The 23,466-nt window shown below is 69.9% G+C and carries 21 protein-coding genes and 1 pseudogene; 4 read left to right on the top strand and 18 right to left on the bottom strand.

Features of this window, described 5'->3' with window-relative positions; genetic code table 11:
• Positions 1 to 25: 25 nt before the first annotated feature.
• From cydC to H516_RS0112975, 4 genes are read right to left on the bottom strand one after another with little or no spacing between them, the layout of a single operon-like run.
• Entirely contained in the window at positions 26 to 1,687 is a 1,662-nt protein-coding gene (cydC, locus tag H516_RS0112990; protein WP_245561813.1) for a thiol reductant ABC exporter subunit CydC, read from the bottom strand.
• A 37-nt stretch (positions 1,688 to 1,724) separates the two neighbouring features.
• The gene (cydD, locus tag H516_RS22740; protein WP_026378747.1) at positions 1,725 to 3,419 is read right to left on the bottom strand and encodes a thiol reductant ABC exporter subunit CydD; all 1,695 of its coding nucleotides are present in this window, start codon (positions 3,417 to 3,419) and stop codon (positions 1,725 to 1,727) included.
• A 10-nt stretch (positions 3,420 to 3,429) separates the two neighbouring features.
• Positions 3,430 to 4,434, bottom strand: a complete 1,005-nt coding sequence (gene cydB, locus H516_RS0112980) for a cytochrome d ubiquinol oxidase subunit II (RefSeq protein ID WP_022890147.1) — start codon at positions 4,432 to 4,434, stop codon at positions 3,430 to 3,432.
• A gap of 14 nt (positions 4,435 to 4,448) precedes the next feature.
• The gene (locus tag H516_RS0112975) at positions 4,449 to 5,861 is read right to left on the bottom strand and encodes a cytochrome ubiquinol oxidase subunit I (protein WP_022890146.1); all 1,413 of its coding nucleotides are present in this window, start codon (positions 5,859 to 5,861) and stop codon (positions 4,449 to 4,451) included.
• A gap of 89 nt (positions 5,862 to 5,950) precedes the next feature.
• Between H516_RS0112975 and H516_RS0112970 the strand changes: the two genes are divergently transcribed.
• From H516_RS0112970 to H516_RS20045, 3 genes and pseudogenes are all read left to right on the top strand, one after another.
• Positions 5,951 to 6,325, top strand: a complete 375-nt coding sequence (locus H516_RS0112970) for a BlaI/MecI/CopY family transcriptional regulator (protein ID WP_022890145.1) — start codon at positions 5,951 to 5,953, stop codon at positions 6,323 to 6,325.
• Between the two features lie 2 nt (positions 6,326 to 6,327).
• The gene (locus tag H516_RS0112965) at positions 6,328 to 7,269 is read left to right on the top strand and encodes a M56 family metallopeptidase (RefSeq protein WP_022890144.1); all 942 of its coding nucleotides are present in this window, start codon (positions 6,328 to 6,330) and stop codon (positions 7,267 to 7,269) included.
• A gap of 35 nt (positions 7,270 to 7,304) precedes the next feature.
• Positions 7,305 to 7,988 (top strand): annotated as a pseudogene (locus tag H516_RS20045) (DedA family protein); the annotation flags it as partial.
• A gap of 136 nt (positions 7,989 to 8,124) precedes the next feature.
• Here H516_RS20045 and H516_RS0112955 read toward each other — a convergent pair.
• The 5 genes from H516_RS0112955 to H516_RS20035 form a co-directional block, all read right to left on the bottom strand.
• Positions 8,125 to 9,051 carry an ABC transporter substrate-binding protein gene (locus H516_RS0112955; RefSeq protein ID WP_022890142.1) on the bottom strand — a complete coding sequence of 309 codons (927 nt, stop codon included), beginning with the start codon at positions 9,049 to 9,051 and terminating at the stop codon, positions 8,125 to 8,127.
• Complete coding sequence (locus H516_RS20040) at positions 9,048 to 9,791, bottom strand: ABC transporter permease (RefSeq protein ID WP_022890141.1); 744 nt, start codon at positions 9,789 to 9,791, stop codon at positions 9,048 to 9,050. The genes H516_RS0112955 and H516_RS20040 overlap by 4 nt, the downstream gene beginning before the upstream one ends.
• Positions 9,788 to 10,465: an ABC transporter permease gene (locus tag H516_RS0112945; protein ID WP_022890140.1), complete on the bottom strand. Its 678-nt coding sequence runs from the start codon at positions 10,463 to 10,465 to the stop codon at positions 9,788 to 9,790. The genes H516_RS20040 and H516_RS0112945 overlap by 4 nt, the downstream gene beginning before the upstream one ends.
• Positions 10,462 to 11,274, bottom strand: a complete 813-nt coding sequence (locus H516_RS0112940; protein WP_022890139.1) for an ABC transporter ATP-binding protein — start codon at positions 11,272 to 11,274, stop codon at positions 10,462 to 10,464. Before H516_RS0112940 ends, H516_RS0112945 begins: the two co-directional genes overlap by 4 nt.
• Before the next feature lie 103 nt (positions 11,275 to 11,377).
• On the bottom strand, positions 11,378 to 12,040 hold the full coding sequence (locus H516_RS20035) for a TetR/AcrR family transcriptional regulator (protein WP_022890138.1): 663 nt from the start codon (positions 12,038 to 12,040) through the stop codon (positions 11,378 to 11,380).
• Positions 12,041 to 12,145: 105 nt separating this feature from the next.
• Here H516_RS20035 and H516_RS0112930 point away from each other — a divergent pair, with 105 nt between their 5' ends.
• Positions 12,146 to 13,204, top strand: a complete 1,059-nt coding sequence (locus H516_RS0112930; protein WP_022890137.1) for an App1 family protein phosphatidate phosphatase — start codon at positions 12,146 to 12,148, stop codon at positions 13,202 to 13,204.
• 10 nt (positions 13,205 to 13,214) lie between these two features.
• On the opposite strand, the gene H516_RS0112925 is transcribed toward H516_RS0112930, so the two are convergent.
• From H516_RS0112925 to H516_RS20025, 9 genes are all read right to left on the bottom strand, one after another.
• Positions 13,215 to 14,270: a quinone-dependent dihydroorotate dehydrogenase gene (locus H516_RS0112925; RefSeq protein WP_022890136.1), complete on the bottom strand. Its 1,056-nt coding sequence runs from the start codon at positions 14,268 to 14,270 to the stop codon at positions 13,215 to 13,217.
• Positions 14,271 to 14,307: 37 nt separating this feature from the next.
• Positions 14,308 to 14,781 (bottom strand): transcriptional regulator NrdR, encoded by a 474-nt coding sequence (gene nrdR, locus H516_RS0112920; RefSeq protein ID WP_022890135.1) that lies wholly within the window; start codon positions 14,779 to 14,781, stop codon positions 14,308 to 14,310.
• A gap of 54 nt (positions 14,782 to 14,835) precedes the next feature.
• The gene (locus H516_RS0112915; RefSeq protein WP_157432255.1) at positions 14,836 to 15,144 is read right to left on the bottom strand and encodes a hypothetical protein; all 309 of its coding nucleotides are present in this window, start codon (positions 15,142 to 15,144) and stop codon (positions 14,836 to 14,838) included.
• Between the two features lie 222 nt (positions 15,145 to 15,366).
• Positions 15,367 to 16,143: a zinc metalloprotease gene (locus H516_RS22200; protein ID WP_157432254.1), complete on the bottom strand. Its 777-nt coding sequence runs from the start codon at positions 16,141 to 16,143 to the stop codon at positions 15,367 to 15,369.
• A 70-nt stretch (positions 16,144 to 16,213) separates the two neighbouring features.
• Positions 16,214 to 17,521, bottom strand: a complete 1,308-nt coding sequence (gene hisD, locus H516_RS0112910; RefSeq protein WP_022890133.1) for a histidinol dehydrogenase — start codon at positions 17,519 to 17,521, stop codon at positions 16,214 to 16,216.
• A 47-nt stretch (positions 17,522 to 17,568) separates the two neighbouring features.
• Positions 17,569 to 21,090, bottom strand: a complete 3,522-nt coding sequence (gene dnaE / locus H516_RS0112905; protein ID WP_022890132.1) for a DNA polymerase III subunit alpha — start codon at positions 21,088 to 21,090, stop codon at positions 17,569 to 17,571.
• A gap of 103 nt (positions 21,091 to 21,193) precedes the next feature.
• Complete coding sequence (locus tag H516_RS0112900; protein ID WP_022890131.1) at positions 21,194 to 22,114, bottom strand: RluA family pseudouridine synthase; 921 nt, start codon at positions 22,112 to 22,114, stop codon at positions 21,194 to 21,196.
• Positions 22,114 to 22,737, bottom strand: a complete 624-nt coding sequence (gene lspA / locus H516_RS20030) for a signal peptidase II (protein WP_022890130.1) — start codon at positions 22,735 to 22,737, stop codon at positions 22,114 to 22,116. The genes H516_RS0112900 and lspA overlap by 1 nt, the downstream gene beginning before the upstream one ends.
• Entirely contained in the window at positions 22,727 to 23,398 is a 672-nt protein-coding gene (locus H516_RS20025) for a DivIVA domain-containing protein (protein ID WP_022890129.1), read from the bottom strand. The genes lspA and H516_RS20025 overlap by 11 nt, the downstream gene beginning before the upstream one ends.
• Positions 23,399 to 23,466 lie beyond the last annotated feature (68 nt).

Below are 23,466 nucleotides of genomic sequence, written 5' to 3'. Positions count from 1 at the left end.
GGATGGTCGCCCGCGCGAGGCGCGATCAGGGCGCAACAGTGCAGGCCCGCCCATCAGCGATCGTCACGACCCGATCGACGAGCGATGGGTCGACCGGCACGTGCGAGATGAGCACGACCGTGCGGCCCTCGCCCGCGACTGCTCCGAGGAGATCGCGCAGCAGTGCGTCGGCCCGGGCGCGGTCGACGTTCGCCGTCGGCTCGTCGAGCACCAGCACCGGGAATCGCGCGAGCATCGCCCGGGCGAGCGCGAGGCGCTGCGCCTGTCCGCCCGAGACGAGCGAGCCGCGCTCGCCGACGCGAGCGCCGAGCCCTCCGCGCTCGAGCACCCAATCGCGCAGGCCCACCCGCTCGAGTACCGCGAGCAGCTCCTCGTCGCTCGCGGTATCACGGGCGAAGACGAGGTTCTGGCGCACATCCTCATCGAAGAGCCACGGCCGCTGCTCGACCAGGCCGACGAGACGTCGCACCTCGCCGGGGTCGAGATCGGAGGCCTCGACTCCCCCGATGCGGTACGAACCGCGCGCCTCGAGGAAGCGCACGAGCACATGCGCGAGGGTCGACTTGCCCGCACCCGACTCCCCGCGCACGAGCACCCGCTCGCCGGGCGCCAGCTCGAGATCGAGGCCCGAGAGGGCGGGTGCGGTGGCTCCGGGCCAGCTCGCCGTGACGCCCCGCAGCGAGATCGCGGGGGTCGGCTCCGCTGCCGGAGCCGTCGCCGGGGTAGCCGGTGCCACCGGGATCTCGGGCTGCACCCGCCCGGGCACGGCGTTCGCGACCCGCCCGGCACTCACCCGGCCGAGCCGCCACGCGCTCGCCGCGGGAGGGATCGCGGCGGCCACCTCGGCGATCGCGAGCGGCACGAGGCAGAGCACCGCGAACGTGGGCCCGTCGATGCGCCCCGAGGCGAGGAGCGGCTCGGCGGTGACGACCGCGAGGGCGACCGCGATACCGCCGATCGCCGACATGATCGCGGCGGCGGCTCCCGCGGCGGACGCGCTCGCCCGCGTCAGCCGAGCCAGGCGCGCACCGAGCGCGTCGATGCGCGCCCGCCCGGCCGCCGCCCCATCGAAGGCGACGAGGACCTCGAGCGACTGGACCTGATCGACGACCGCCGCCTGCAATTCGCCGCGCAACGGTGCGAGCCGCGACTCGGCCCGGGCGGCGACCGCATGCTGCACGAGCACCGTCGCGCCGACGCCGAGCACGAGGCATCCGATCAGAGCGAACGCCGAGGCGGGCGCGAGCAGTGCGACCCCGACGACGGCACCGAGCAGCACGACGAGCGCGCTCACCACGGGCTGCACGGCCCGCAGGGGCACGTTCTGCAGTTCGTCGACGTCGCCGACGAATCGCGCCAGCAGCTCGCCGCGGCGGAGTGCCGCGATGCCGTCTGGAGCGACGGGGAGCATCCGTTCGAAGATGCCGCTGCGGATCGCGGCGAGTTGTCGGAACGCGGCATCGTGGCCGCTCAGCCGCTCGAGATAGCGGAACACCGCGCGGCCGAGCGCGAAGGCCCGCACCCCGACGATCGCGAGCGAGAGGTAGAGCACGGGCGGCTGCTCGGCGGCGCGGGCGATGAGCCACGCCGAACAGGCGAGGAGAGCGACGGCCGAACCGCCCGAGACGACCCCGAACAGCACCGAGGGCAGCAACCGCCCGAACCGCGGGATGCTCGTGCGGAGCACCGAACGGGTGTCTGACCCGCTCTGCGGAATGCGACGCTCAGACACGCGCCGCCGCCGGTTCGATGACCCCGTCTGCGGCCGCCACGAGCGCCGGACGGTGGGTCGCGACGAGCACCGTGACTCCCCCGTCGCAGAGTGCACGCAGGTGTTCGACGAGGGCCTGCTCGCGGCCCGCGTCCTGCGCAGAGGTGGGCTCGTCGAGAAGGAGGAGCGGCAGACGCCGCGCGAGGAGCCGGTGCACGGCGCGCGCGATGGCGACGCGCTGCGCCTGCCCGCCCGACAGGCCCGAGCCGCCCGGGCCGAGCACGAGGCCGGCGGCGACCTCGACCCCGGCGACCGCGAACGCGCGCTCGAGCAGAGCCGGATCGGCCGTCTCGTCACCCAGCCGCACGTTCTCGGCGACGCTGCCCGCGAGGAGCACCGGCGACTGGCCGGCCCACGCGACGAGTTCTCGACCCCGGTTGCCGAGCGAGCGGCCGTCCCACGAGACCTCCCCCGCCGCGATCGGCGCGAAGCCGAGAAGCGCGGCGAAGAGCGTCGACTTGCCGCTGCCGCTCGGGCCGATGACGGCGACGAGCGACCCCGGCGCGACGACGGCATCGAGATCTTCGATCACCGGGCGGTCGCCGCGGCGCACCGCGAGGCCCGCGACGACGAGACCGGTGCGCGGCGAGTCGATCGTGGCATCCTCGCGCTCGAGAACCGTGCCGAGCCGGCGTGCCGACGCGAGCGGTGCGAGGTGGGCGCTCGACCCGGGCTGAACCGTGGCGTCGTCGCCCATCTCCGTTTCATCGAGCAGCGCGAAGGCGTCATCGGCCGCCGTCACGCCGGCGGCCGAAGCGTGGAACGCCGCACCGACGTTGCGCAGCGGCAGGAACACCTCGGGCGCGAGCACGAGCACGAAGAGTCCGGGTGCGAGCGACATGTCGCCCGACACGAGCCGCAGGCCGATCGACACGGCCACGAGCGCGACCGACAGGCTCGCGGCGAACTCGAGTGCGAACCCCGAGAGGAAGGTGATGCGGAGGACCTTCATGGTGTGCCGACGGTACCCGTCGGTCACCTCGCGGATGCGCCGCGCCTGCCGCTCGGCGCGGCCGTACAGCACGAGCGTCGAGAGCCCGCCGACGACCTCGAGGAAGCCCCGTGACAGAGCCGAGAGGCTCTCCCACTGGCGCCGTTGCACCGCGTCGGTCGCCATGCCGATGAGCGCCATGAACACCGGGACGAGCGGGAGCACGATCACGAGCACGAGCCCCGAGAGCGGGTCGGCGATCCAGGCCGCGGCGATGCACGCGGGCGTCGCGACGACCGTGAGCACGAGCTGCGGCAGGTACCGGCCGAAGTAGTCGTCGAGTGCGTCGAGTCCGGGGCCGAGCAGGGTCGCGATGCGCGCCGAGGAGAAGCCGGCGATGCCGCCCGGGTGGCGCTCGAGTGCCGCGAGCAACTCGCCCCGGAGTTCGCGCTTGACGCGCTGCGCGCCCGTCGCACCGACGAGCTCCCATGCCCAGGCCGCGAGCGCCCGCACGCACGCGGCCCCGACGAGCACGGCGAGGGCCGGCCACAGCCCGTCCATCGGCATGCCGTCGATGAGGCCGACGACGAGGGTCGCGATCGACCACGCCACGGCGATGATCGCCGCCGCCTGTACGACGGCCAGCGCACCGCCCGCGAGGAGGAAGCCGCGGGCGGCGCGCGAGCGGCGCACCAGCCGGGGATCGAGGGGTTTCACGCGAGCCGGCTCAGTGCGTCGCGGCGTCGATGGTCGCCCGGCTCACGCGCTTGCGGAAGATCCAGTAGGTCCATCCCTGGTACGCGAGGATGAGCGGCAGGAAGATCAGCGCGACCCAGCTCATGAACGTGAGCGTGTACGTCGACGACGAGGCGTTCTCGATCGTGAGGCTGTTCGCCGGGTCGTTCGAGGCGGGCATCACGTCGGGGAACAGGGCGGCGAACAGCGCGAACACCGCCGCGGCGATCGTCGCAGCCATCAGCGTGAACGCGATCCCCTCCGCGCCGCGAAGGTTGGCGAGCCAGCCGCCGATGAGGGCGACCGCGGCGACCGCAGCGAGGATCCAGAACCAGAACGTGCCGAAGGCGAGCCCCGTCCACGCGAGGAACGACGCAGCGACGACGATCGTCACGAGCCCGGAGCGCGCCGCCAGCCGGCGTGCCCGCTCGCGCAGTTCGCCCTCCGTCTTCAACGACACGAAGACGACGCCGTGCGTGAAGAAGAGGAGGAGCGTCGTGAGTCCGCCGAGCAGCGCGTACGGGTTCAGCAGGTCGAACAGCGTGCCCGTGTAGTTGTGGTCGGCGTCGAGCGGGACGCCCTGCACGATGTTCGCGAAGGCGACGCCCCAGAGCAGCGCCGGCACTGCCGAGCCGATCACGATCATCAGGTCGAAGCGGCCCTTCCACTGCGACTCGGGGCGCTGGTGGCGGTACTCGAACGACACCCCGCGCGCGATGAGCGCCAGCAGGATGAGCAGCAGCGCGAGGTAGAAGCCCGAGAAGAGCGTCGCGTACCACTCGGGGAACGCCGCGAAGAGCGCGGCCCCGGCGACGATCACCCAGGTCTCGTTGAGGTCCCAGACCGGGCCGATGGTATTGATGAGCACGCGGCGGTCGGTGTCGTCCTTGCCGAGGAACGGCAACGACATGCCGACGCCGAAGTCGAAACCGTCGAGTACGAAGTAGCCGACGAAGAGGAACGCGACGATCCAGAACCAGAGCGTGGGGAGATCCACTTGTCCTCCTCCTTTCAGTAGACCGTCGTGGCGGGTTCGATGCGGCCCGACTCGGGGTCGGGCTCGCCGAGCTCGGGCGGGCCCTTCTTGATGGCTCGCAGGAGCAGCCGCACCTCGACCACCGCGAGTGCACCGTAGACGAGCGTGAAGGCGATGAGGGAGATGAGCACGTCGAGCCCGGTCACGTTCGGCGAGACGGCCGATTCGGTCGGCAACAGGCTGAACACGATCCAGGGTTGGCGCCCCATCTCGGTGAACACCCAGCCGACGCTCATGGCGGCGAGCGAGAGCGGGAAGCTCCAGATCGCGACCTTCCAGATCCAGCGCTGCTTCGGCATGCGCCCCTTGCGGGTGACCCAGAGGCCGACGACCGCGACGAGCACGTGGAGCATGCCGAGCCCGATCATCCAGCGGAAGGCCCAGTAGGTGACCCAGATGATCGGCGCGTAGTCGCCCGGGCCGTAGAGCTCGGTGTACTGCGCCTGCAAGTCGTTGATGCCCTCGACGCAGCCGTCGAAGGAGTGCGTCGAGAGGAACGAGAGCAGGTACGGCACCCGGATCGAGAAGAGTTCGCTCGACCCGTCGGGAGTGCCGAGCGTGAAGAGCGAGAACGAGGCGTCGGCGCCGCAGACCGTGTCGTAGGTCGCCTCGGCGGCCGCCATCTTCATCGGCTGCGTGGCCACCATGGCGAGGCTGAGCTGGTCGCCGAAGAGCGTCGTGAGGATGCCGGCGCCGACCATCGTCCAGAGGCCGAACTTCAGCGCGGGCCGCATCGTGTCGAGGTGCTGGTTGCGTGAGAGGTGCCAGGCGGCGGCCGAGATGATGAGGCCCGCGGTGACCATGAAGCTCGCAGCGATCGTGTGCGGGAACGCCGCGAGGACGACCGGATTCGTGAGCAGCGCGCCGATGTCGACGAGCTCGGCGCGACCCTTCTCGGCGTTCATCTCGTAGCCGACGGGATTCTGCATGAAGGCGTTCGCCGCGAGGATGAAGTACGCCGAGACGATCGTGCCGATGGCGGTGCACCAGATGGTCGCGAGATGGATGCCGCGCGGGAGCTTGTCCCAGCCGAAGATCCAGAGGCCGATGAACGTCGCCTCGAAGAAGAAGGCCAGCAGGCCCTCGAGGGCGAGCGGCGCGCCGAAGACGTCGCCCACGAAACGCGAGTACTCCGACCAGTTCATGCCGAACTGGAACTCCTGCACGATGCCGGTGACGACGCCCATGGCGAAGTTGATGAGGAAGAGGTTGCCGAAGAAGCGGGTGATCTTCAGGTACTCGACCTTGTCGGTGCGGAACCAGGCGGTCTGGAACACCGCGACGGTCGTCGCGAGTCCGATCGTGATCGGGACGAACAGGAAGTGGTAGACGGTTGTCAGGCCGAACTGCCAACGAGCGAGCAGCAGCGGGTCGAGCAACTCATTCACACGGATGCCCCTTTCACACGGGAAGAACGTCCGAGCGCGTTCTTCTACGAAGCGTAGAACAAATCGTGGATCGGCGGTAGTCTGGTGGCATGGCGAGTCTCGGAGATCTCGAGCGCTCCGTGATGGAGGTGCTCTGGTCGAGCGACGCCGCGCTCTCGGCCAACGAATTGCGCGACGCGCTCGCGATGCGCGACGGCGAGAGCGGGCGCACGGTCGCGACGACGACGGTGCTGACCGTGCTCTCCCGTCTCGAGCGCAAGGGCTTCGTGAGCCGCACGCGCGAGCACCGGCCGCACCGCTACCAGGCGCTGCTCTCCCGCGAAGAGCACACCGCCGAACTCATGCACGAGGTGCTCGACCGTTCGAGCGACCGCGACGCCGCGCTGGCCCGATTCGTGGGCACCGTGAGCGACGGCGAGGCGGCGACCCTCAGGCGCCTTCTCGACGAGCTCGTCCGACGCTGACCGTGGTCACCGTCGCCGTGGGACTCGGCGCGCTCGCGCTCGCGCTCGCGTGGCCGATCCCACTGCTCCTCTCGCGAGCGGCATGGCCCGCGCGCTCCCCCGCCGCGGCGCTCGCGCTCTGGCAGGCGATCGCCGTCGCCGGCGGCTTCTCGATGATCGGCTGCCTGCTGGTGTTCGGCGCCTCGCCGGCGGGATCGCTGCTCGGCGCCTGGCAGGCGCTCGTGCCGGCGCTGTTCACCGGACCGATCCCGCCCGAGTTCGGCATCGTGCACCTCGCCGCGATCACCCTGGCGGCAGGCCTCACCGCGCACCTCGCCCTGAACCTCGCGCTCACGGCCGTCCGCGCCGAGCGCGAGCGACGCCGCCAGCACCAGCTCGTCGCCCTCCTCGGCGACCCGATGCCGGGGCAGCCGCACACCCGCGTGCTCGCCCACCCCGCACCGCTCGCGTACTGCGTGCCCGGCCTCCGCACCGCGACGGTGCTCACCGACGGGCTCATCGATGCGCTCTCGCCCGACGAGCTCGTCGCCGTCATCGCCCACGAACGAGCCCATCTCGACCAATTGCACCACCTCGTGCTGCTCGCGTTCCGCGCCTGGCACAGTGCGCTGCCGTGGTTCCCGATCGCGAACCGCGCCGAGCGCTCGGTGATCCTCCTCGCCGAGATGCTCGCCGACGACCGCGCGCGTCGCACCGCCGGCGACGACGCCCTCCGCGGGGCACTCCTCGTCGTCGGCGGGGGCGGCCCCGGCGGCTACGGCGACGACACCGTGATCGCCGACGCCGACATGCTCGCGGCACGGCTCGATCGGCTCGGCGTCGTACCCGCGTCATCCTCGTCGTCGGCGACGCCTCGCCCGCTGGTGCTCGTCACCTCCCTCCTCCTCGTCCTCGCGCCCATCGCGGCCTGTACCGTGGTACTGGCGGATCATCCCGTGGGGTGACGCGACCGCGCCCCGCCCCCGGTTACGCTCGAACGATGAACGAGATCCTCGACTGGATCCTCAGCACCGTGCAGGCGGTCGACCCGGTCACCCGCACGCTGCTCGCCGGCCTCGGCATCATGCTCGAGACGAGCGTGCTCATCGGGCTCGTCGTGCCGGGCGACACCATCGTGCTCGTCGCCGCGACCGCCGTCGACGGCGTCGGCGAGTACCTCGCGCTCGCGTTCACCGTCATCGCCGGCGCGCTGATCGGCGAGAGCATCGGGTTCGCGCTCGGACGCTGGTTCGGCCCGCACATCCTGCACTCCCGACTCGGCCGGAGACTCGGCGAGGAGAACTGGCATCGCGCGCAGCGCTACCTCGACCGTCGCGGCGGACCCGCGATCTTCATCTCGCGCTTCCTGCCCGTGCTGCACTCGCTCATCCCGCTCACCGTCGGCATGAGCACCATGCGATACCGCAAGTTCATCGCCTGGACGGCGCCCGCCTGCGTCATCTGGGCCTTCGCCTACGTCTCGGTCGGCTGGGCCGCCGCGGGCAGCTACCGCGAGCTCAGCCGCGAGCTGCACTGGGCGGGCTACATGTTCGTCGCAGTGATCGCGTTGTTCCTCGTCGTGGTGTGGGGCGCCAAGAAGCTCATCGTGCGCTCCGAGGCCAAGCACATGGAGGCCGCAGAGGCCGCCGACGACTCGGGTGCGCTCGACACCGCCCCGAGCACGCCGGCGGACTTCACGCGCACCGCGGCGTCCGCCCCGTCTGGCCTCGCCTCCGATCTGCGAAACGACGCGGGGTCGGACGCCGAGGCACCCGACCCCGCCGAACGCGGCGCCGACCGTTAGCCGGCCGCGGCGTCGATCAGAACAGCCCCTGCTCGGAGAGCCAGTCGCTCGCGATCTGCTCGGCCGACTGCTGCTCGTCGACACTGAGGGCGTTGAGCGCGACGAGGTCTGCGGCGGTGAGCGCGGCACTCACGGTGTTGAGCACCTCGGCCGCCTCGTCGTCGACCTTCTCACTGACCACCGGCACCACGTTCGACGCGAGGAAGAGACCCTCGGGGTCGTCGAGGGTCACGAGATCGCTCGTCGAGATCGCCGGGTTCGCGCTGTAGATGTTCACCAGCTGCACCGCGCCGTCTTGGAGTGCCTTGATGGTGAGCGGACCGCCGCTGTCCTCGATCGGCGTGAACGCGACCTCGACGCCGTAGACCGACTTCAGGCCCTCGGGTCCATACGGCCGCGTCGCGAGCTCGGAGTTGCCGCCGAGCGTCAGCGAGGTCTCGACCTTCGCGAGATCGGCGAGGCTCGTCACGCCGTTCGTCTCCGAGAACTCCTTCGTGACGTTGTACGAGTCCTGGTCGGTGGCCTCGGACTGATCGAGGACGCGGAGGCCGTCGGGCAGGGCGCCCTCGAGCTCCGCATAGACGTCGTCGGCGGTCGTCGCGCTCGTGCCGGGCACGTAGAACTGGAGGAGGTTGCCGGTGTACTCGGGGAAGACGTCGATCGCGCCGCTCTCGAGTTCGGGCATGTAGACCTCGCGCTGCCCGATGCGTGGCTGGAGCTCCACCGTGAAGCCGTTCGCCTCGAGCGCCTGGGCGTAGATCTCCGCGATGATCTCGTTCGAGTAGTAGTCCTGCGAGCCGACGACGAGGGTCTCGCCGCCGCCGTCGGTCTCGCCCGATCCGTTGTCGAGCGGGTCGCCCGATGCGCACCCTGCCAGGGCCACTGTCGCCCCGACCACGACCGCCGCCAGCGCGACGAGTCGGCCTTTTCCTGCTGTGATCATTGCCTGTTCCCTTCATGGATGGGTCGCCCCACGGCCGTTCGCGGCCGGGCCGGCCGCGAACGGAGTTCACGAGTTCGGGTCGCCCGCACGCCGGCGGGCACGACGAGGCGCTGCGCGAGGGCGAATGCGCCGTCGACGAGGAGCGCGAGCAGGATCACGAGGATCGAACCGCCGAGCATCTCGCCGTAGTCACGGGTCTTGAGCCCTTGGAAGATCGGCCGCCCGAGGCCGACGTCGGCCACGTAGGCGGCGAGGGTCGCCGTCGCGATGATCTGCAGCGCCGCCGAGCGCACGCCCCCGACGATGATCGGCAACCCGAGCGGCAACTCGACGCCGCCGACGATCTCGCGCTCGCGCATGCCCATCGCACGCGCCGCGTCGATCGTGCGTCGATCGACCGCCTCGAAGCCCGCATACGCCCCGGCGAGCAGCGGCGGCACCGCGAGTATGACCAGCGAGATCACCGGCGCCGCGAGCCCGATGCCGAGCCAGAGCCCGAAGAGCGTCAGCACCCCGAGCGTCGGCAGTGCGCGCAGCCCGCCCGAGACCATGACGACGAGCTGCTTGCCCCGACCGGTGTGGCCGATCACCGCGCCGGCGGGCAGCGCGATCGCCGAGGCGATGGCGAGGACCACGAGCGAGAGGAGCAGATGCTGGCCGATGCGCACGGGGATGCTGCCCGCTCCCTGCCAGTTGGCCGGGTCGAGGATCCAGGCGATGCCGCCGGCGACGAGGTTCACGGCCGCGCCCCCTCGACGGCCGACCCGGCCCGACGGCCCGGCCCGAGTCTCGTCCAGGGCATGAGCAGCCTGCCCGCCAGCACGGCGAGCTGGTCGAGCAGGAGGGCGAGCACGATCGTCGCGACGATGCCGGTGGCGATCTCGGCCTGGATGCCGCGCTGGAACCCGTCGGTGAACAGGCTGCCGAGGCTCGGCACGCCGATCACGGCGCCGATCGTCGCGAGGCTGACCGTGCTCACGATCACCACCCGGAGCCCCGAGAGCAGCACCGGCCCCGCGAGCGGGAGCTCGACGGCCCGGAAGCGGCCGAACCCCGAGTAGCCGACGGCGGTCGCCGACTGGCGCACGTCGCGGTCGATCGCATCGAAGGCGTCAGCGGCGGTGCGCACGATCACGGCGATGCCGTAGAGGGTCAACGCGACCACGAGGTTCACGGGCGAGCGCACCCCGAGCCCCGTGAAGACCGGGAGTGCGATGAGCAGCGCGAGCGAAGGGATCGCGTAGAGCAGCCCGCAGAGCGTGAGCAGCACACCCCGCGACCACCGGTAGCGGTGCGCGAGCCAACCGATCGGAACCGAGACCACGAAACTCAGTATGATCGCGGGCACCGACAATGCCAGGTGCACGAGACTCAGCTCGCCGACCAGGTCGAGATTCGACCAGAGCCAGGTCACGAGGCGAGCACTCCCGCCGCGCGCCCGTCGTCGTCGACGACGAGCTGTCGGCCGTCGACCTCCCTGAGATGCAGCAGGCGTTTGCCCCGATCGGCGCCGACGAAGTCGGCGACGAAGTCGTCGGCCGGGTTCGCGAGGATCTCGGCGGGCGAGGCGGCCTGCGAGATCCGACCGCCTTGCTGCATGATGACGACCTGGTCGCCGAGGAGGAACGCCTCGTCGATGTCATGGGTGACGAAGACGACCGTCTTGCCCAGTTCGCCCTGGAGCCGCAGCAGTTCCTGCTGCAACTCCGAGCGGACGATCGGGTCGACCGCGCCGAACGGCTCGTCCATCAGCAGGATGTTCGGGTCGACCGCGAGACCGCGCGCGACGCCGACCCGCTGCTGCTGTCCGCCCGAGAGCTGACTCGGGTACTTGCCGGCCAGCGAACGGTCGAGCCCGACGGTGTCGAGGAGTTCCAGTGCCGCGGCGTGCGCCTCCCGCTTGCGGACGCCGCGGAGCATCGGGACGGTGGCCACGTTGTCGATCACCTTGCGGTGCGGCAGGAGCCCCGAGTTCTGCATCACGTAGCCGATGCTCCGCCGGAGCGCGACGGGTTCGAGCGTCGAGACATCCGTGCCGTCGATGAGCACCTGGCCATCGGTCGCGTCGACCATGCGGTTGATCATGCGCAGAAGGGTCGTCTTGCCGGAGCCCGAGGAGCCGACGAGGACCGTCGTCTTGCGCGGCGGGATCACGATGTCGACCCCCGACACCGCGAGGGTGCCGTCGGGGAATCGCTTGGAGACGCCGCGGAATTCGATCATGCTGGCTTCATCCCGTCGTCGGCGTTCGCTCGATGTGCAGGTTCCAGCCAAACACCGATCGCGCCTCAGGGCAACGGCAGGGCGCCGCGCGTCGCGAGCCGGCTCAGGCGGCGCTGGTGGCGGCCACCACCGCGCCGAGGTGCTCTGCGAGGTAGTCGTGCACGAGGCGCTTCGCCTCCGCGAGGTAGCGCTCATCGCCTTCGCCGCTGCGCTCGAAGGCGCGGCTGATGAGGGCGTCGCCGATCTCCATCGCCACACCAAGGCGGAACCGCAGTTCGTCCTGGTCGGCGCCGGCGCCGAACTCGGCCTCGATGAGTCGCGCCATGCGATGGGCGAACTCGGGCTCGATGTCGCCCTCGGCGAGTTCGCGCTGCGCCGCGTGCACGACCGTGAAGCCCGGCTCGTCGCGGTACATCGTCGCGCAGACCTCGAGTGCGACGTCGAGCACCGTCCACCAGGACTCGAGCTCGACCCGCTCCATCTCGTCGGCGACGCGCTCGCGGTAACGGCGGACCGACCGCTCGCGGAGCGCGTACAGCACGGCGACACGGTCGGGGAAGTAGCGGTACACCGTGCCGATCGACGCTCCGGCCCGCTCGGCGACCATCTGCGTCGTCAGCCGCTCGAAACCCGACTCGTCGACGATCTCGGCGGCGGCGTCGAGCAGCGCGTCGAGGCGCTGGCTGGAGCGACGCTGCGTCGGCTCGGTGCGTACCGAGCGCCTCCGGCTCGGATCGGCCCCGAGGATCAGGTCGATGTTCGGCACGGAACCTCCTCAGTTGCTCGGACCACTCTACCGGGCGTCGAACAACCCGCCGTACCGCTCGCGGCCGTTTCGCGACCCGGGCCGCTCGCATGACAGACTGAGTGGATGCCGGCGAGCTCCCCCACCCCGGCCGGATCTCGAGAGCGCCAGGTCCGGCATCGTGCCGCGCGCATCGAGGACTGGATCCACGACATCCGCTCCCGCTGGGCCCGTCGTCGCGGACACATCCCGACGGTGGTCCCCTACACCGGGTACGGCTCGACCGAGTGGGTCCGCGTGTTCTGCCGAGTGCTGCTCCACAGGCCGATCACCCCCGACCACGGCTCGAAGCGGCGCCGCCGTCGCGGCGACCAGGGCATTCGCGGCTGGCGCAGCTTCACCAGCGTGCCCGTCGGCGACATGCCCGTGGTCATCGAGATCGGCGGCGAACGCATCGAAGTGCTCGCCGATCGGGGCGGCGTGGTGGACACGACGGTGCCGGTGTCGCTCGAGCCGGGCTGGCACCGCGCGACGCTCAGCACCGAGGGGGCGAACCCCGTCGAGGCGCCCATCCGCATCGTCGGCCCCGACGTCGAGTTCGGCATCATCTCCGACGTCGACGACACGGTCATGGTGACCGCACTCCCCCGCCCGCTCGTCGCGGCCTGGAACACCTTCGTGCTCGACGAGCACGCCCGCATCCCGACCCCGGGCATGGCCGTGCTCTTCGAGCGCCTCGCGCGTTCGCACCCGGGCTCGCCCGTGATCTATCTCTCGACCGGCGCCTGGAACGTCGCGCCGACCCTGACGCGTTTCCTCTCGCGAAACCTCTACCCGGCCGGCCCGCTGCTCCTCACCGACTGGGGCCCCACGCACGACCGCTGGTTCCGGAGCGGCCGCGATCACAAGCACGAGAACCTGCGGCGCCTCGCCGAGGAATTCCCGAACGTGCGGTGGCTCCTCATCGGCGACGACGGGCAGCACGACGAGGAGCTCTACGCGCAGTTCGCCGCCGAGCACCCCGACCGCGTCGAGGCGGTCGCGATCAGACGCCTCTCGACCGGCGAGGCGGTGCTCGCGGGTGGTCGCACGAAGGCGGAGGAGCACGGCACCGAGGTTCCGTGGGTCTCCGCGAGCGACGGGTCGACGATCGCCGACCGGCTCGCCGAGGTCGGCGTCGTCTGAGCGGCCCCGACTACTTCGCTGCGACCGCCGCGGCACGAGTACGCCGGAACGCGGCGAGCCCGCGGTTGACCTGCCGCGCCCACAGCGGGCCGAGGTAGATGAACGCCGAGTAGCCCTGCACGAGCGTCGCCCCTGCGTCGAGACGGTCTTGCACGTCGGCCGCCGTCTCGACGCCGCCGACGGAGATCACGCAGAGCTCGGCGGGCACATGCCGCCGCACGAGCTTCAGCACCTCGAACGAGCGCTCGGCGAGCGGCGCGCCCGAGAGGCCTCCTGCGCCGATCGCTTCGACGGCGGATGCCTCGGTGCGAAGCCCGTCGCGCGAGATGGTCGTGTTCGTGGCGATGAGTCCGTCGAGACCGAGGCGCACCACCAGCTCGCAGATGCGCACGATCTCGGCGTCGTCGAGGTCGGGCGCGATCTTCACGAGCAGCGGGGTCGTGCCGCTCGCGGCGCGCACGGCCGCGAGCAGCGGCGCGAGCGCATCGAGCTCTTGCAGGCCGCGCAGGCCCGGCGTGTTCGGCGAGCTGACGTTGACCACGAGGTAGTCGGCGTACGGCGCGAGCAGCTTCGCACTGCGCTCGTAGTCGCCGACCGCGTCTTCGACGGCGGTGACCCGGCTCTTGCCGATGTTGACGCCGAGCACCGGTCGATGCGTGCGACGCGACAGCCGTGAGAGGCGTCCCGCCGCGGCATCCGCGCCGCCGTTGTTGAAGCCCATGCGGTTGATGAGCGCGCGATCCTTCACGAGGCGGAACAGGCGCGGGCGCTCGTTGCCCGGCTGCGCGATCGCCGTGATCGTGCCGACCTCGACATGACCGAAGCCGAGGTTGCCGAGGCCGAGCACCGCGAAACCGTCTTTGTCGAATCCGGCCGCGACGCCGAACGGCGAGGGGAATCTCAGTCCCAGCGCATCGACCGCGAGCGAGGGATCGGGCGCGGTGAAGCGCTCGACCAGCCGGCCGACGCCGAACGTCGGAAGCGCCGTGATCACCCGGAATGCGAGGTGGTGCGCGTCTTCGGGGTCGAGCTTGGAGAGGAACGCGGAGAAGAGGAGTCGATACATGCCGGATTCAGGGTACCGGTCGCGGCACCCCGTTGCGTCACTCGACCGGCCTGGCCGGCAGTCGACCGTGCTCCGCGCGGAGCAGCTCGATCGCCGATTCGAAGTCGTCGAGCGAGTCGAACGCCTGGTAGACGCTCGCGAAGCGCAGGTACGCGACCTCGTCGAGCTCGCGCAGCGGCGGAAGGATCGCGAGGCCGATGTCGTTCGCCTCGATCTGCGAGGCTCCCGTCGAACGGATGGTCTCCTCGACCTTCTGCGCGAGCACCGCGAGATCGGAATCGGTGACCGGGCGGCCCTGGCACGCCTTCTTCACGCCGAGCACGACCTTCTCGCGACTGAACGGCTCGACGACACCCGAGCGCTTCATGACGACGAGGCTCGCCGTCTCGGTCGTCGAGAACCGGCGCCCGCACTCGGGGCACTGCCTGCGACGGCGGATCGACAGCCCGTCGTCGCTCGTGCGGGAGTCGATGACGCGCGAATCGGGGTGACGGCAGAAGGGACAGTACATGGTGTCCCCAGCCTACCGGCGCGCGAGCGGCTCACTCCGCGGCGAAGCGCGCCGTCATTCCCCGGTCGTCGGCTCGCTATCGCACAGTCCGAGCGCGGGGTCGGTGTCGAAGAAGGTCAAATTCGTGACGACCCAACCGCCCGCGAACTTCTCCGTCGTCACGCGACCGAGCGTCACCCCGCTCGCGCTCACCGCCTCGGTTTCAAGATACCGATCCGCATATACCTCCGCGGCTTGTGCCTTCTCCGCGGCCGCGACGTCGTCGAGGGCGGACTCGAGCAACTCGACCTGAGCACCGGCGGGCACGCTTCCGGGAGGCGTTGCGACCTTCTGGGCGCTCTGCCCCCGGTTCCACTCGGCCATCGAACGGATGGCTGCCGCGCTGTTCGCTTCACCCGTGAGGCCGTCCCACTCGAGATCGATCATGAATGGGCATGACTCGGGCGCGACACTCGCACCTGCATCTCCAGCGGGCTCATCGGTTCCGACTGCGGCGCAACCGGTTGCCCCGATCGCGACCGATACGGCGACCGCCACGATCACGGTCCGCTGTGTGCCAGTACTCACGTCACACCTCCGAGACTCTCAGTAGTGGAAGGCCAGACTCGTCGTGTCCCACGTGTCTAGGGTCCGGCGATGAGTTCGATATTGCGGCGACCCCGAGTTTGCCGCCTGACACATCGTCGCTTGGTCGTTCACCACTCCACATTTTGCAATAGTGAATGCGGTGTTCCCGCCACCGAGGTGAGCATCTGTTTGCGACGGGTGCGCGAGACCGATCGAATGCCCGAGCTCATGGAGCATCACGGAACCTGCGTCAATCGTTTTCGAGCATGTGTAGGTGGGGACATAGCCGCGAGAGGGGCAGCCTTCCCAGTACGCCCGGCGCGAATTGTCCTGAGTGAACCAGTCTGAACGCACCGCGATATCGATGTAGACAGTGCCCGGGAACGCGGTCTTGATAGGCGCGTGCATCGTCGTGCAACCGGCCGCCCCCGTCGAGGCCAGTACCCCCGGAGCGAGGGTGGTCGACGTGCGAAAGGCGATGTTCGCGGTGTTGGACGAACTTGCCTGTCCAACCCATCGAAGGCCTCGACCAGTCGGGTTGTTGGCGGCCAATACGACGGATAGATGGGCGGTCGCGTCCGCGCCACGGTCGCGGAAGCTGTTCACGACGCCGTCGCCGCTACCGTCGACCGGAAGGCTGGTGAAGCCCACGCGCACCGGGGCAGACGCAAGTTTCATTGCCTGAGTGCATTGCCAATAGCCATACGGGAGGTCATGTGCTTCGGCTGGTTGTGCGAATTGCCCGCCCGCGCCCACCAACATGATCGACAGGATCGCCAGGAACCCGATCCACACCCGTCGTCTCGAATGCCCCCCCCATGCCGATGAAACTACACCTGACCCTGCTGGGGGTCAATGACGCCGCTCAGACGCTGAAGCGCGCCGTCACCGCCTCGCCGTGGGCCGGCAGGTCTTCTTCGGTCGAGAGGGCGTCGATCACCGGTGCGACCTCGCGCAGCGCGGCCTCGTCGTAGCGCACGACCTGCTGCGGCCGCAGGAACGTCGCCGCCGAGAGACCCGGCGCGAAGCGGGCCTGGCCGCCCGTCGGCAGCACGTGGTTCGAGCCCGCCGCGTAGTCGCCGAGGCTCACGGGCGAGTACGGGCCGATGAAGATCGCCCCCGCGTTCTCGATGCGGGCGAGCACGGCGTCGGCGTCGCGCACCTGGATCTCGAGGTGCTCGGGGCCGAACGCGTTCGCGAACGCGGCCGCCTGCTCGAGGTCGTCGACGAGGACGAGCGCCGACTGCGCGCCGGTGAGCGACTGGTGCACGCGGTCGCCGTGCTTCGTCGCGGCCGATCGCGCGGCGAGGCGGCCCAGCACGCGCTCGGCGAACGCGGGCGAATCGGTCACGAGCACCGCGGCGGCGAGCTCGTCGTGCTCGGCCTGGCTGATGAGGTCGGCGGCCACGAAATCGGCGTCGGCCGCGTCGTCGGCGATGACGAGGATGTCGGTCGGTCCCGCCTCCGCGTCGATGCCGGTGACCCCGTGCACGACCCGCTTGGCCGCTGCCACATAGACGTTTCCCGGGCCCGTGACGAGCTGCACCGGCTCGAGGCCGAGACCCGGCACGCCGTAGGCGAAGGCACCGATCGCACCCGCCCCACCCATCGCGTAGACCTCGGTGACGCCGAGCAGTGCGGCCACGCCCGCGATCGTCGGGTGAACCCGCCCGCCGAACTCCGCCTGCGGCGGGGAGGCGAGCGCGATCGACGCCACGCCGGCTGCCTGCGCGGGCACCACGTTCATGACGACGCTCGAGGGGTAGACGGCCTTGCCGCCGGGAACGTACAGGCCGACCCTGCCGACCGGCTGCCAGCGCTGTTCGACGACGGCACCGGCACCCAGCTCGGTGCGCCGCGGGGCGGGCACCTGGGCCGCACTCGCGGCACGGACGCGCTCGATCGTGCGTTCGGCCGCCGCCCGGACCCCCGGCGCGAGGCTGTCGCGCGCGCCGGCGAGCTCGTCGGCGGGCACCCGCACATACGGCGGAACCACCCGGTCGAAGCGCTCGGCCTGCTCCAGGAGAGCCGACTCGCCGTGCTCGCGGACGGCCTCGATGAGCGCGCGCGCCGGCTCGAGAGCGGCCGACACGTCGGTCGCAGCTCGGGGCACGAGCGCGAGCAGCTCACTCGTCGATGGGCGGGTTCCGCGGAGGTCGATCGTTCGCAGCATGGTGGCTCCAGACTACCGAGCGGTGCCCGCCGCGCTGCGGGACGGCGTCACACGAGGCAGTTCGGGCCGAGCAGGCTCTTGAGCTCGCCGTAGAAGTCGGCCGTCACCTTCACGGGGTACTGGTGCATCTCGAACACGCGGCCGACGCGCCCCCTGGTCAGGGTCAATCGGACCTCGGTCTCGCCACGATGGCGGATCAGGATCTCTTTGAGGGCTTCGGTGAGTTCGGGAGTCGCACGCTGGTCGGGCAATGAGATCCGCACCAGTCCGGCATCGTCGTCTTGGCCGAGGTCGGGGGTGAAGACGCTGTGGGCGTGGAGGTTCATGCCGTCGTCGCGCATGCTGACCCTGCCGCGCACGACGGCGATGGTGTCCGCTTGCAGCCCAGGGGCGAACTCCTGATACGCCTTGCCCATGAACATGACGGTGATCTCGCCCGAGAAGTCCTCGACCTGGATCATGCCGTACTGGTTGCCCGACGACTTCGCGATGCGGTGCTGCACGCTCGTGACGAGGCCCGCGACGGTGACGGTGTCGCCGTCTTGCGTTGAGTCGGAGGTCGTCAGGTCGAGGATCGAGGACGAGGCGTGCTTGGCCAGGGGCGCCTCGAGCCCGTCGAGCGGGTGCTCGGAGACGTACAGGCCCAGCATCTCGCGCTCGAACGCGAGCTTCTGCTTCTTCGGCCACTCGGGCCGCGGTGCGACCTGTGACGACGTCTGCGCCTGCTCGCCCTCGTCGAAGAGGTCGTCGAAGTCGAAGCCCGCCTGACCGGTCGCCTCGACGCGCTTGGTCGCGACGACGCCGTCGACGGCGGCCTCGTGCGCCTCCATGAGCGCTCGCCGAGTGTCGCCCATCGAGTCGAACGCCCCCGCCTTGACGAGTGACTCGACGGTGCGCTTGTTGGCGACCTGCAGCGGCGACTTCTTCAGGAAGTCGTGGAACGACTCGAATCGCCCCTCTTTCTCGCGCGCGCCGCGGATCGCGTCGACGACGTTGAAGCCGACGTTCCGCACCGCACCGAGGCCGAACCGGATGTCGTCGCCGACGGCGGCGAAGAAGCCGATCGACTCGTTGACGTCGGGCGGCAGCACCTTGATGCCCATGCGGCGGCACTCGTTGAGGTAGAGGGCGAGCTTGTCGCGTGCATCGCCGACACTCGTGAGCAGGGCCGCCATGTACTCGGCCGGGAAATGCGCCTTGAGGTACGCCGTCCAGTAGCTGAGCACTCCGTACGCCGCCGAGTGGGCCTTGTTGAACGCGTAGTCGGAGAACGGCAGCAGGATCTCCCAGAGCTTGCCGATCGCCTCCTCGGAGTACCCGTTCGCCTTCATTCCGTCGGAGAAGCCGGCGTACTGCTTGTCGAGCTCGGACTTCTTCTTCTTGCCCATAGCGCGCCGCAGGATGTCGGCCTGGCCGAGCGAGAACCCGGCGACGCGCTGGGCGATCGCCATGACCTGCTCCTGGTAGATGATGAGGCCGTAGCTCGTGTCGAGGATGTCTCTGAGCGACTCCGCGAACTCGGGGTGGATCGGCGTGATCTCTTGGAGACCGTTCTTGCGCAGCGCGTAGTTCGTGTGCGAGTTCGCGCCCATCGGGCCGGGCCGGTACAGCGCGATGACGGCCGAGATGTCTTCGAAGTTGTCGGGCTTCATGAGCCGCAGGAGGGCGCGCATCGGCCCGCCGTCGAGCTGGAACACGCCGAGCGTGTCGCCGCGCGAGAGCAGCGCGTACGCCTCGGGGTCGTCGAGCGCGAGGTCTTCGAGCACCGGGCGGAACCCGCGGTTCGCCTCGATGTTGTCGAGCGCGTCGTCGATGATCGTGAGGTTGCGCAGCCCCAGGAAGTCCATCTTGATGAGGCCGAGCGACTCGCACGCCGGGTAGTCGAACTGCGTGACGATCTGGCCGTCTTGCTCGCGCTTCATGATCGGGATGATGTCGATCAGCGGGTCGCTCGACATGATGACGCCGGCCGCGTGCACGCCCCACTGCCGCTTCAGGTTCTCGAGGCCGAGCGCCGTGTCGAAGACGGTACGGGCCTCGGGGTCGGTCTCGACGATCGCACGGATGTCGCCGGCCTCTTTGTAGCGCGGGTGGTTCTTGTCGAAGATGCCGGTGAGCGGGATGTCCTTGCCCATGACGGCGGGCGGCATCGCCTTCGTGAGCTTCTCACCCATCGAGAACGGGAACCCGAGCACGCGCCCGGAGTCTTTCAGCGCCTGCTTCGCCTTGATGGTGCCGTAGGTGACGATCTGCGCGACGCGCTCCTCGCCGTACTTCTCGGTCACGTACTTGATGACCTCGCCGCGACGGCGCTCGTCGAAGTCGACGTCGAAGTCGGGCATCGAGACGCGATCGGGGTTCAGGAACCGCTCGAAGATGAGCCCGTGCTGAAGCGGGTCGAGGTCGGTGATCTTCATCGCGTACGCCGCCATCGACCCGGCACCCGAGCCACGGCCTGGCCCGACGCGGATGCCGTGCTCCTTCGACCAGTTGATGAAGTCGGCGACGACGAGGAAGTACCCGGGGAAGCCCATCTGCAGGATGACGCCGACCTCGTAGTCGGCCTGCTTGCGCACCTCGGCGGGGATGCCCCCCGGGTAGCGCACCGCGAGCCCCCGGTCGACCTCCTTCACGAACCAGGTCTCTTCGCTCTCGCCGGGCGGCACCGGGAAGCGGGGCATGTAGTTGGCATTGGTGTTGAACTGCACGTCGCAGCGCTCGGCGATCAGCAGCGTGTTGTCGCACGCTTCGGGGTGATCGCGGAAGACGTGCCGCATCTCGGCCGCGGTCTTCAGGTAGAAGTCGTCGGCGTCGAACTTGAAACGGTTCGGGTCGTCGAGCGTCGAACCCGACTGCACGCACAGCAGCGCCGCGTGGCTCTTCGCATCGTCGGCATGCGTGTAATGCAGGTCGTTCGTCGCGACGAGCGGCAGACCGAGGTCTTTCGCGAGTCGATGCAGATCGTCCATGATCCGGCGTTCGATGCCGAGACCGTGGTCCATGATCTCGGCGAAGTAGTTCTCTTTGCCGAAGATGTCGCGGAAGTCGGCCGCCGCCTTCACCGCCTCGTCGTACTGGCCGAGCCTGAGGCGCGTCTGCACCTCGCCAGACGGGCAGCCCGTCGTCGCGATGAGGCCCTTCGAGTAGGTCGAGAGCAGTTCGCGGTCCATGCGCGGCTTGAAGTAGTAGCCCTCGATCGACGCACGGCTCGAGAGCCGGAAGAGGTTGTGCATGCCCTCGGTCGTCTCGGAGAGCAGGGTCATGTGCGTGTACGCGCCCGAACCCGAGACGTCGTCGCCGCCACCGTTGCCCCATCGCACCCGGGTCTTGTCGCCGCGCGCGGTACCGGGAGTGATGTAGGCCTCGGTGCCGATGATCGGCTTGATGCCGGCGTCGGTCGCCTGCTTCCAGAAATCGTAGGCGCCGAAGACGTTGCCGTGATCGGTGACCGCGACGGCCGGCATTCCCTCGCCCTGCGCGGCCTTGATCAGCTCGCCCACCCGGGCCGCTCCGTCGAGCATCGAGTACTCGGAATGCACGTGCAGGTGGACGAATGAATCGGCGGCCACGGGGCTCCTCTTCGGATGCTGCGGGGTGGTACTGGGGTGTCTTCGAGTCTAGGGCGAGCCGCCCACGTCGGAGCCGATTCGCGCCCGACCCGGGCGATCGGCCTCAGTCGCCGCGCAGCAGTTCGAGTGCGTGCGCGAGATCGTCGGGGTAGTCGGAGACGAAGGTCGTCCACTGCCCGGTGCCGGGGTGCGTGAGCGAGAGCTCGTGCGCGTGCAGCCACTGGCGGGTGAGGCCCAGCCGCTCGGACAGCGTCGGGTCGGCGCCGTACATGGCGTCGCCCGCGCACGGGTGCCGCTGCGCGGCCATGTGCACCCGGATCTGGTGCGTGCGCCCCGTCTCGAGGTGCACCTCGAGCAGCGACGCGTACGGGAACGCCTCGAGCGTCTCGTAGTGCGTGACGGCGTGCTTGCCGTCGGCCGTCACCGCGAACTTCCATTCGGAACGCGGGTGACGCCCGACGGGTGCGTCGATCGTGCCCGCGAGCGGATCAGGGTGCCCCTGCACCACCGTGTGATAGATCTTCTCGACCTCGCGGTCGTGGAACTGCCGCTTCAACTCGGTGTACGCGCGTTCGGACTTCGCGACGACCATGAGGCCGCTCGTGCCCGCGTCGAGGCGGTGCACGACGCCCTGCCGTTCGGGTGCGCCCGAGGTCGAGATGCGGAACCCCGCCGCCGCGAGGGCGCCGACGACCGTCGGTCCCGTCCAGCCGAGCGAGGGGTGCGCGGCGACCCCCGCCGGCTTGTCGACCACCACGAGGTCGTCGTCGTCGTGCACGATGCCGAGTTCGGGCACCGCGATCGGCTCGATCGCGAGGGTGCGCGGCGGCTCCCAGCTCACCTCGAGCCAGCCGCCGGCGCGCAGCCGGTCGGACTTGTCGACCGTCGCGCCGTCGACGCGGACGCCCCCGGCCGAGGCGATCTCCGCGGCGAAGGTCCGTGAGAAGCCGAGGAGTTTCGCGAGCCCTGCGTCGACCCGCACGCCGTCGAGCCCGTCGGGAACGGGGAACGAACGGTGCTCCATCAGGCTTCGTGCGCGCGCGGCGCGTCGGCGGCCGGAAGCCGGGGCGCCTCGGGGGCGTCGTCGGACGACGCCGGCGAGGCGGCATCCGTTGCGTCCTTCGGAGGGCGCACTTCGCGCGATCCGTCAAGTCCGATGCCGCGGATCGTCAGGATCATGAACAGCACCATGCTCGACACGATCGCGATGTCGGCGACGTTGTAGATCGCCGGGAGCATCCACGGCGTCGAGATGAAGTCGATCACGTGGCCCAGCCCGAAGCTCGGCTCTCGGAAGAGCCGATCGGTCAGGTTGCCGAGCACGCCCCCGAGCAGCAGCCCGAAGACGAGCGCCCACGCGACCGAGCGGATGCGCCGGGCGAACCAGATGATGAACGTGATGACGCCCGCGGCGAGGATCGTGAAGATCCACGTCATGCCGCTCGCGAGCGAGAATGCCGCGCCGGGGTTGCGCACGAACTGCCACTGGAGCACTGAGCCGAGCACCGGCACGATCTCACCTTCGGTGAGGTTCGAGACGACGAGGTACTTGCTCAACTGGTCGAGGCCGTACGCCGCGATCGCGGCGCCGGCCAGGACCAGCAGGGCGGTGGTGGTGCCGACCTTCGCGGCCGGCTCAGCCGCCAAAGCCCTGGAAGGTCGGTGTCGGCTGCTCGGCGGGAGCCGAGAAGCCCTGGTTGCCCGACACCTGCACGGGGGCGGCGGTGTCGAGGTCGCGCAGCTGGCCCTCGATGTAGCTCTTCAGCTTCGCGCGGTAGTCGCGTTCGAAGGTGCGCAGCTCGTCGACGCGCTTCTCGAGTGCGACGCGCTCCTGGTCGAGGATGCCCATCTGCTGGCGCTGCTTGGCCTCAGCCTCGGCGACGACGCGCGCGGCGGTGGCGTGACCCTCGGCGATGAGGGCATCGCGCTTCTCGATGCCCTCGCGCACGTGCTCCTCGTGGAGACGACGGGCGAGCTGCAGGAGGTTCGTGGTCGAGGTCTGCTCGTCGAGCTCGGACTGCACGACGGGTACCTGCGTCGGCACGGCGACGGTGGGGGGCGGCGCAGCCGGCTCCGTGTACACCGCAGCGGGTGCCGGCGCAGCGGCGGCCGGCGCCTGCGCGGCCTCCGAGGCACGGGCTTCGGCCGACGCCACGCGCTGGCGCAGCTCGTCGTTCTCCTGATTCAGCCGACGCAGTTCGACGACGACCTCGTCGAGGAAGTCATCGACCTCGTCCTGGTCGTAGCCCTCCCGGAACTTCGTCGCCTGGAAGCGCTTGTTGACCACATCTTCCGGAGTTAGCGCCATGGCTTTCCACCCTCAAATCTGTTCGATCGTTTCGATCACGTTCTGCTAACGGTAGCAAACACCGCCTG

Source organism: Agromyces italicus DSM 16388 (assembly GCF_000421545.1).
GTDB classification, from domain to species: Bacteria; Actinomycetota; Actinomycetes; order Actinomycetales; family Microbacteriaceae; genus Agromyces; species Agromyces italicus.
The sequence above is the reverse complement of the archived record's forward strand: the minus strand, read 5'-3'. Positions and strand labels throughout refer to the sequence as shown.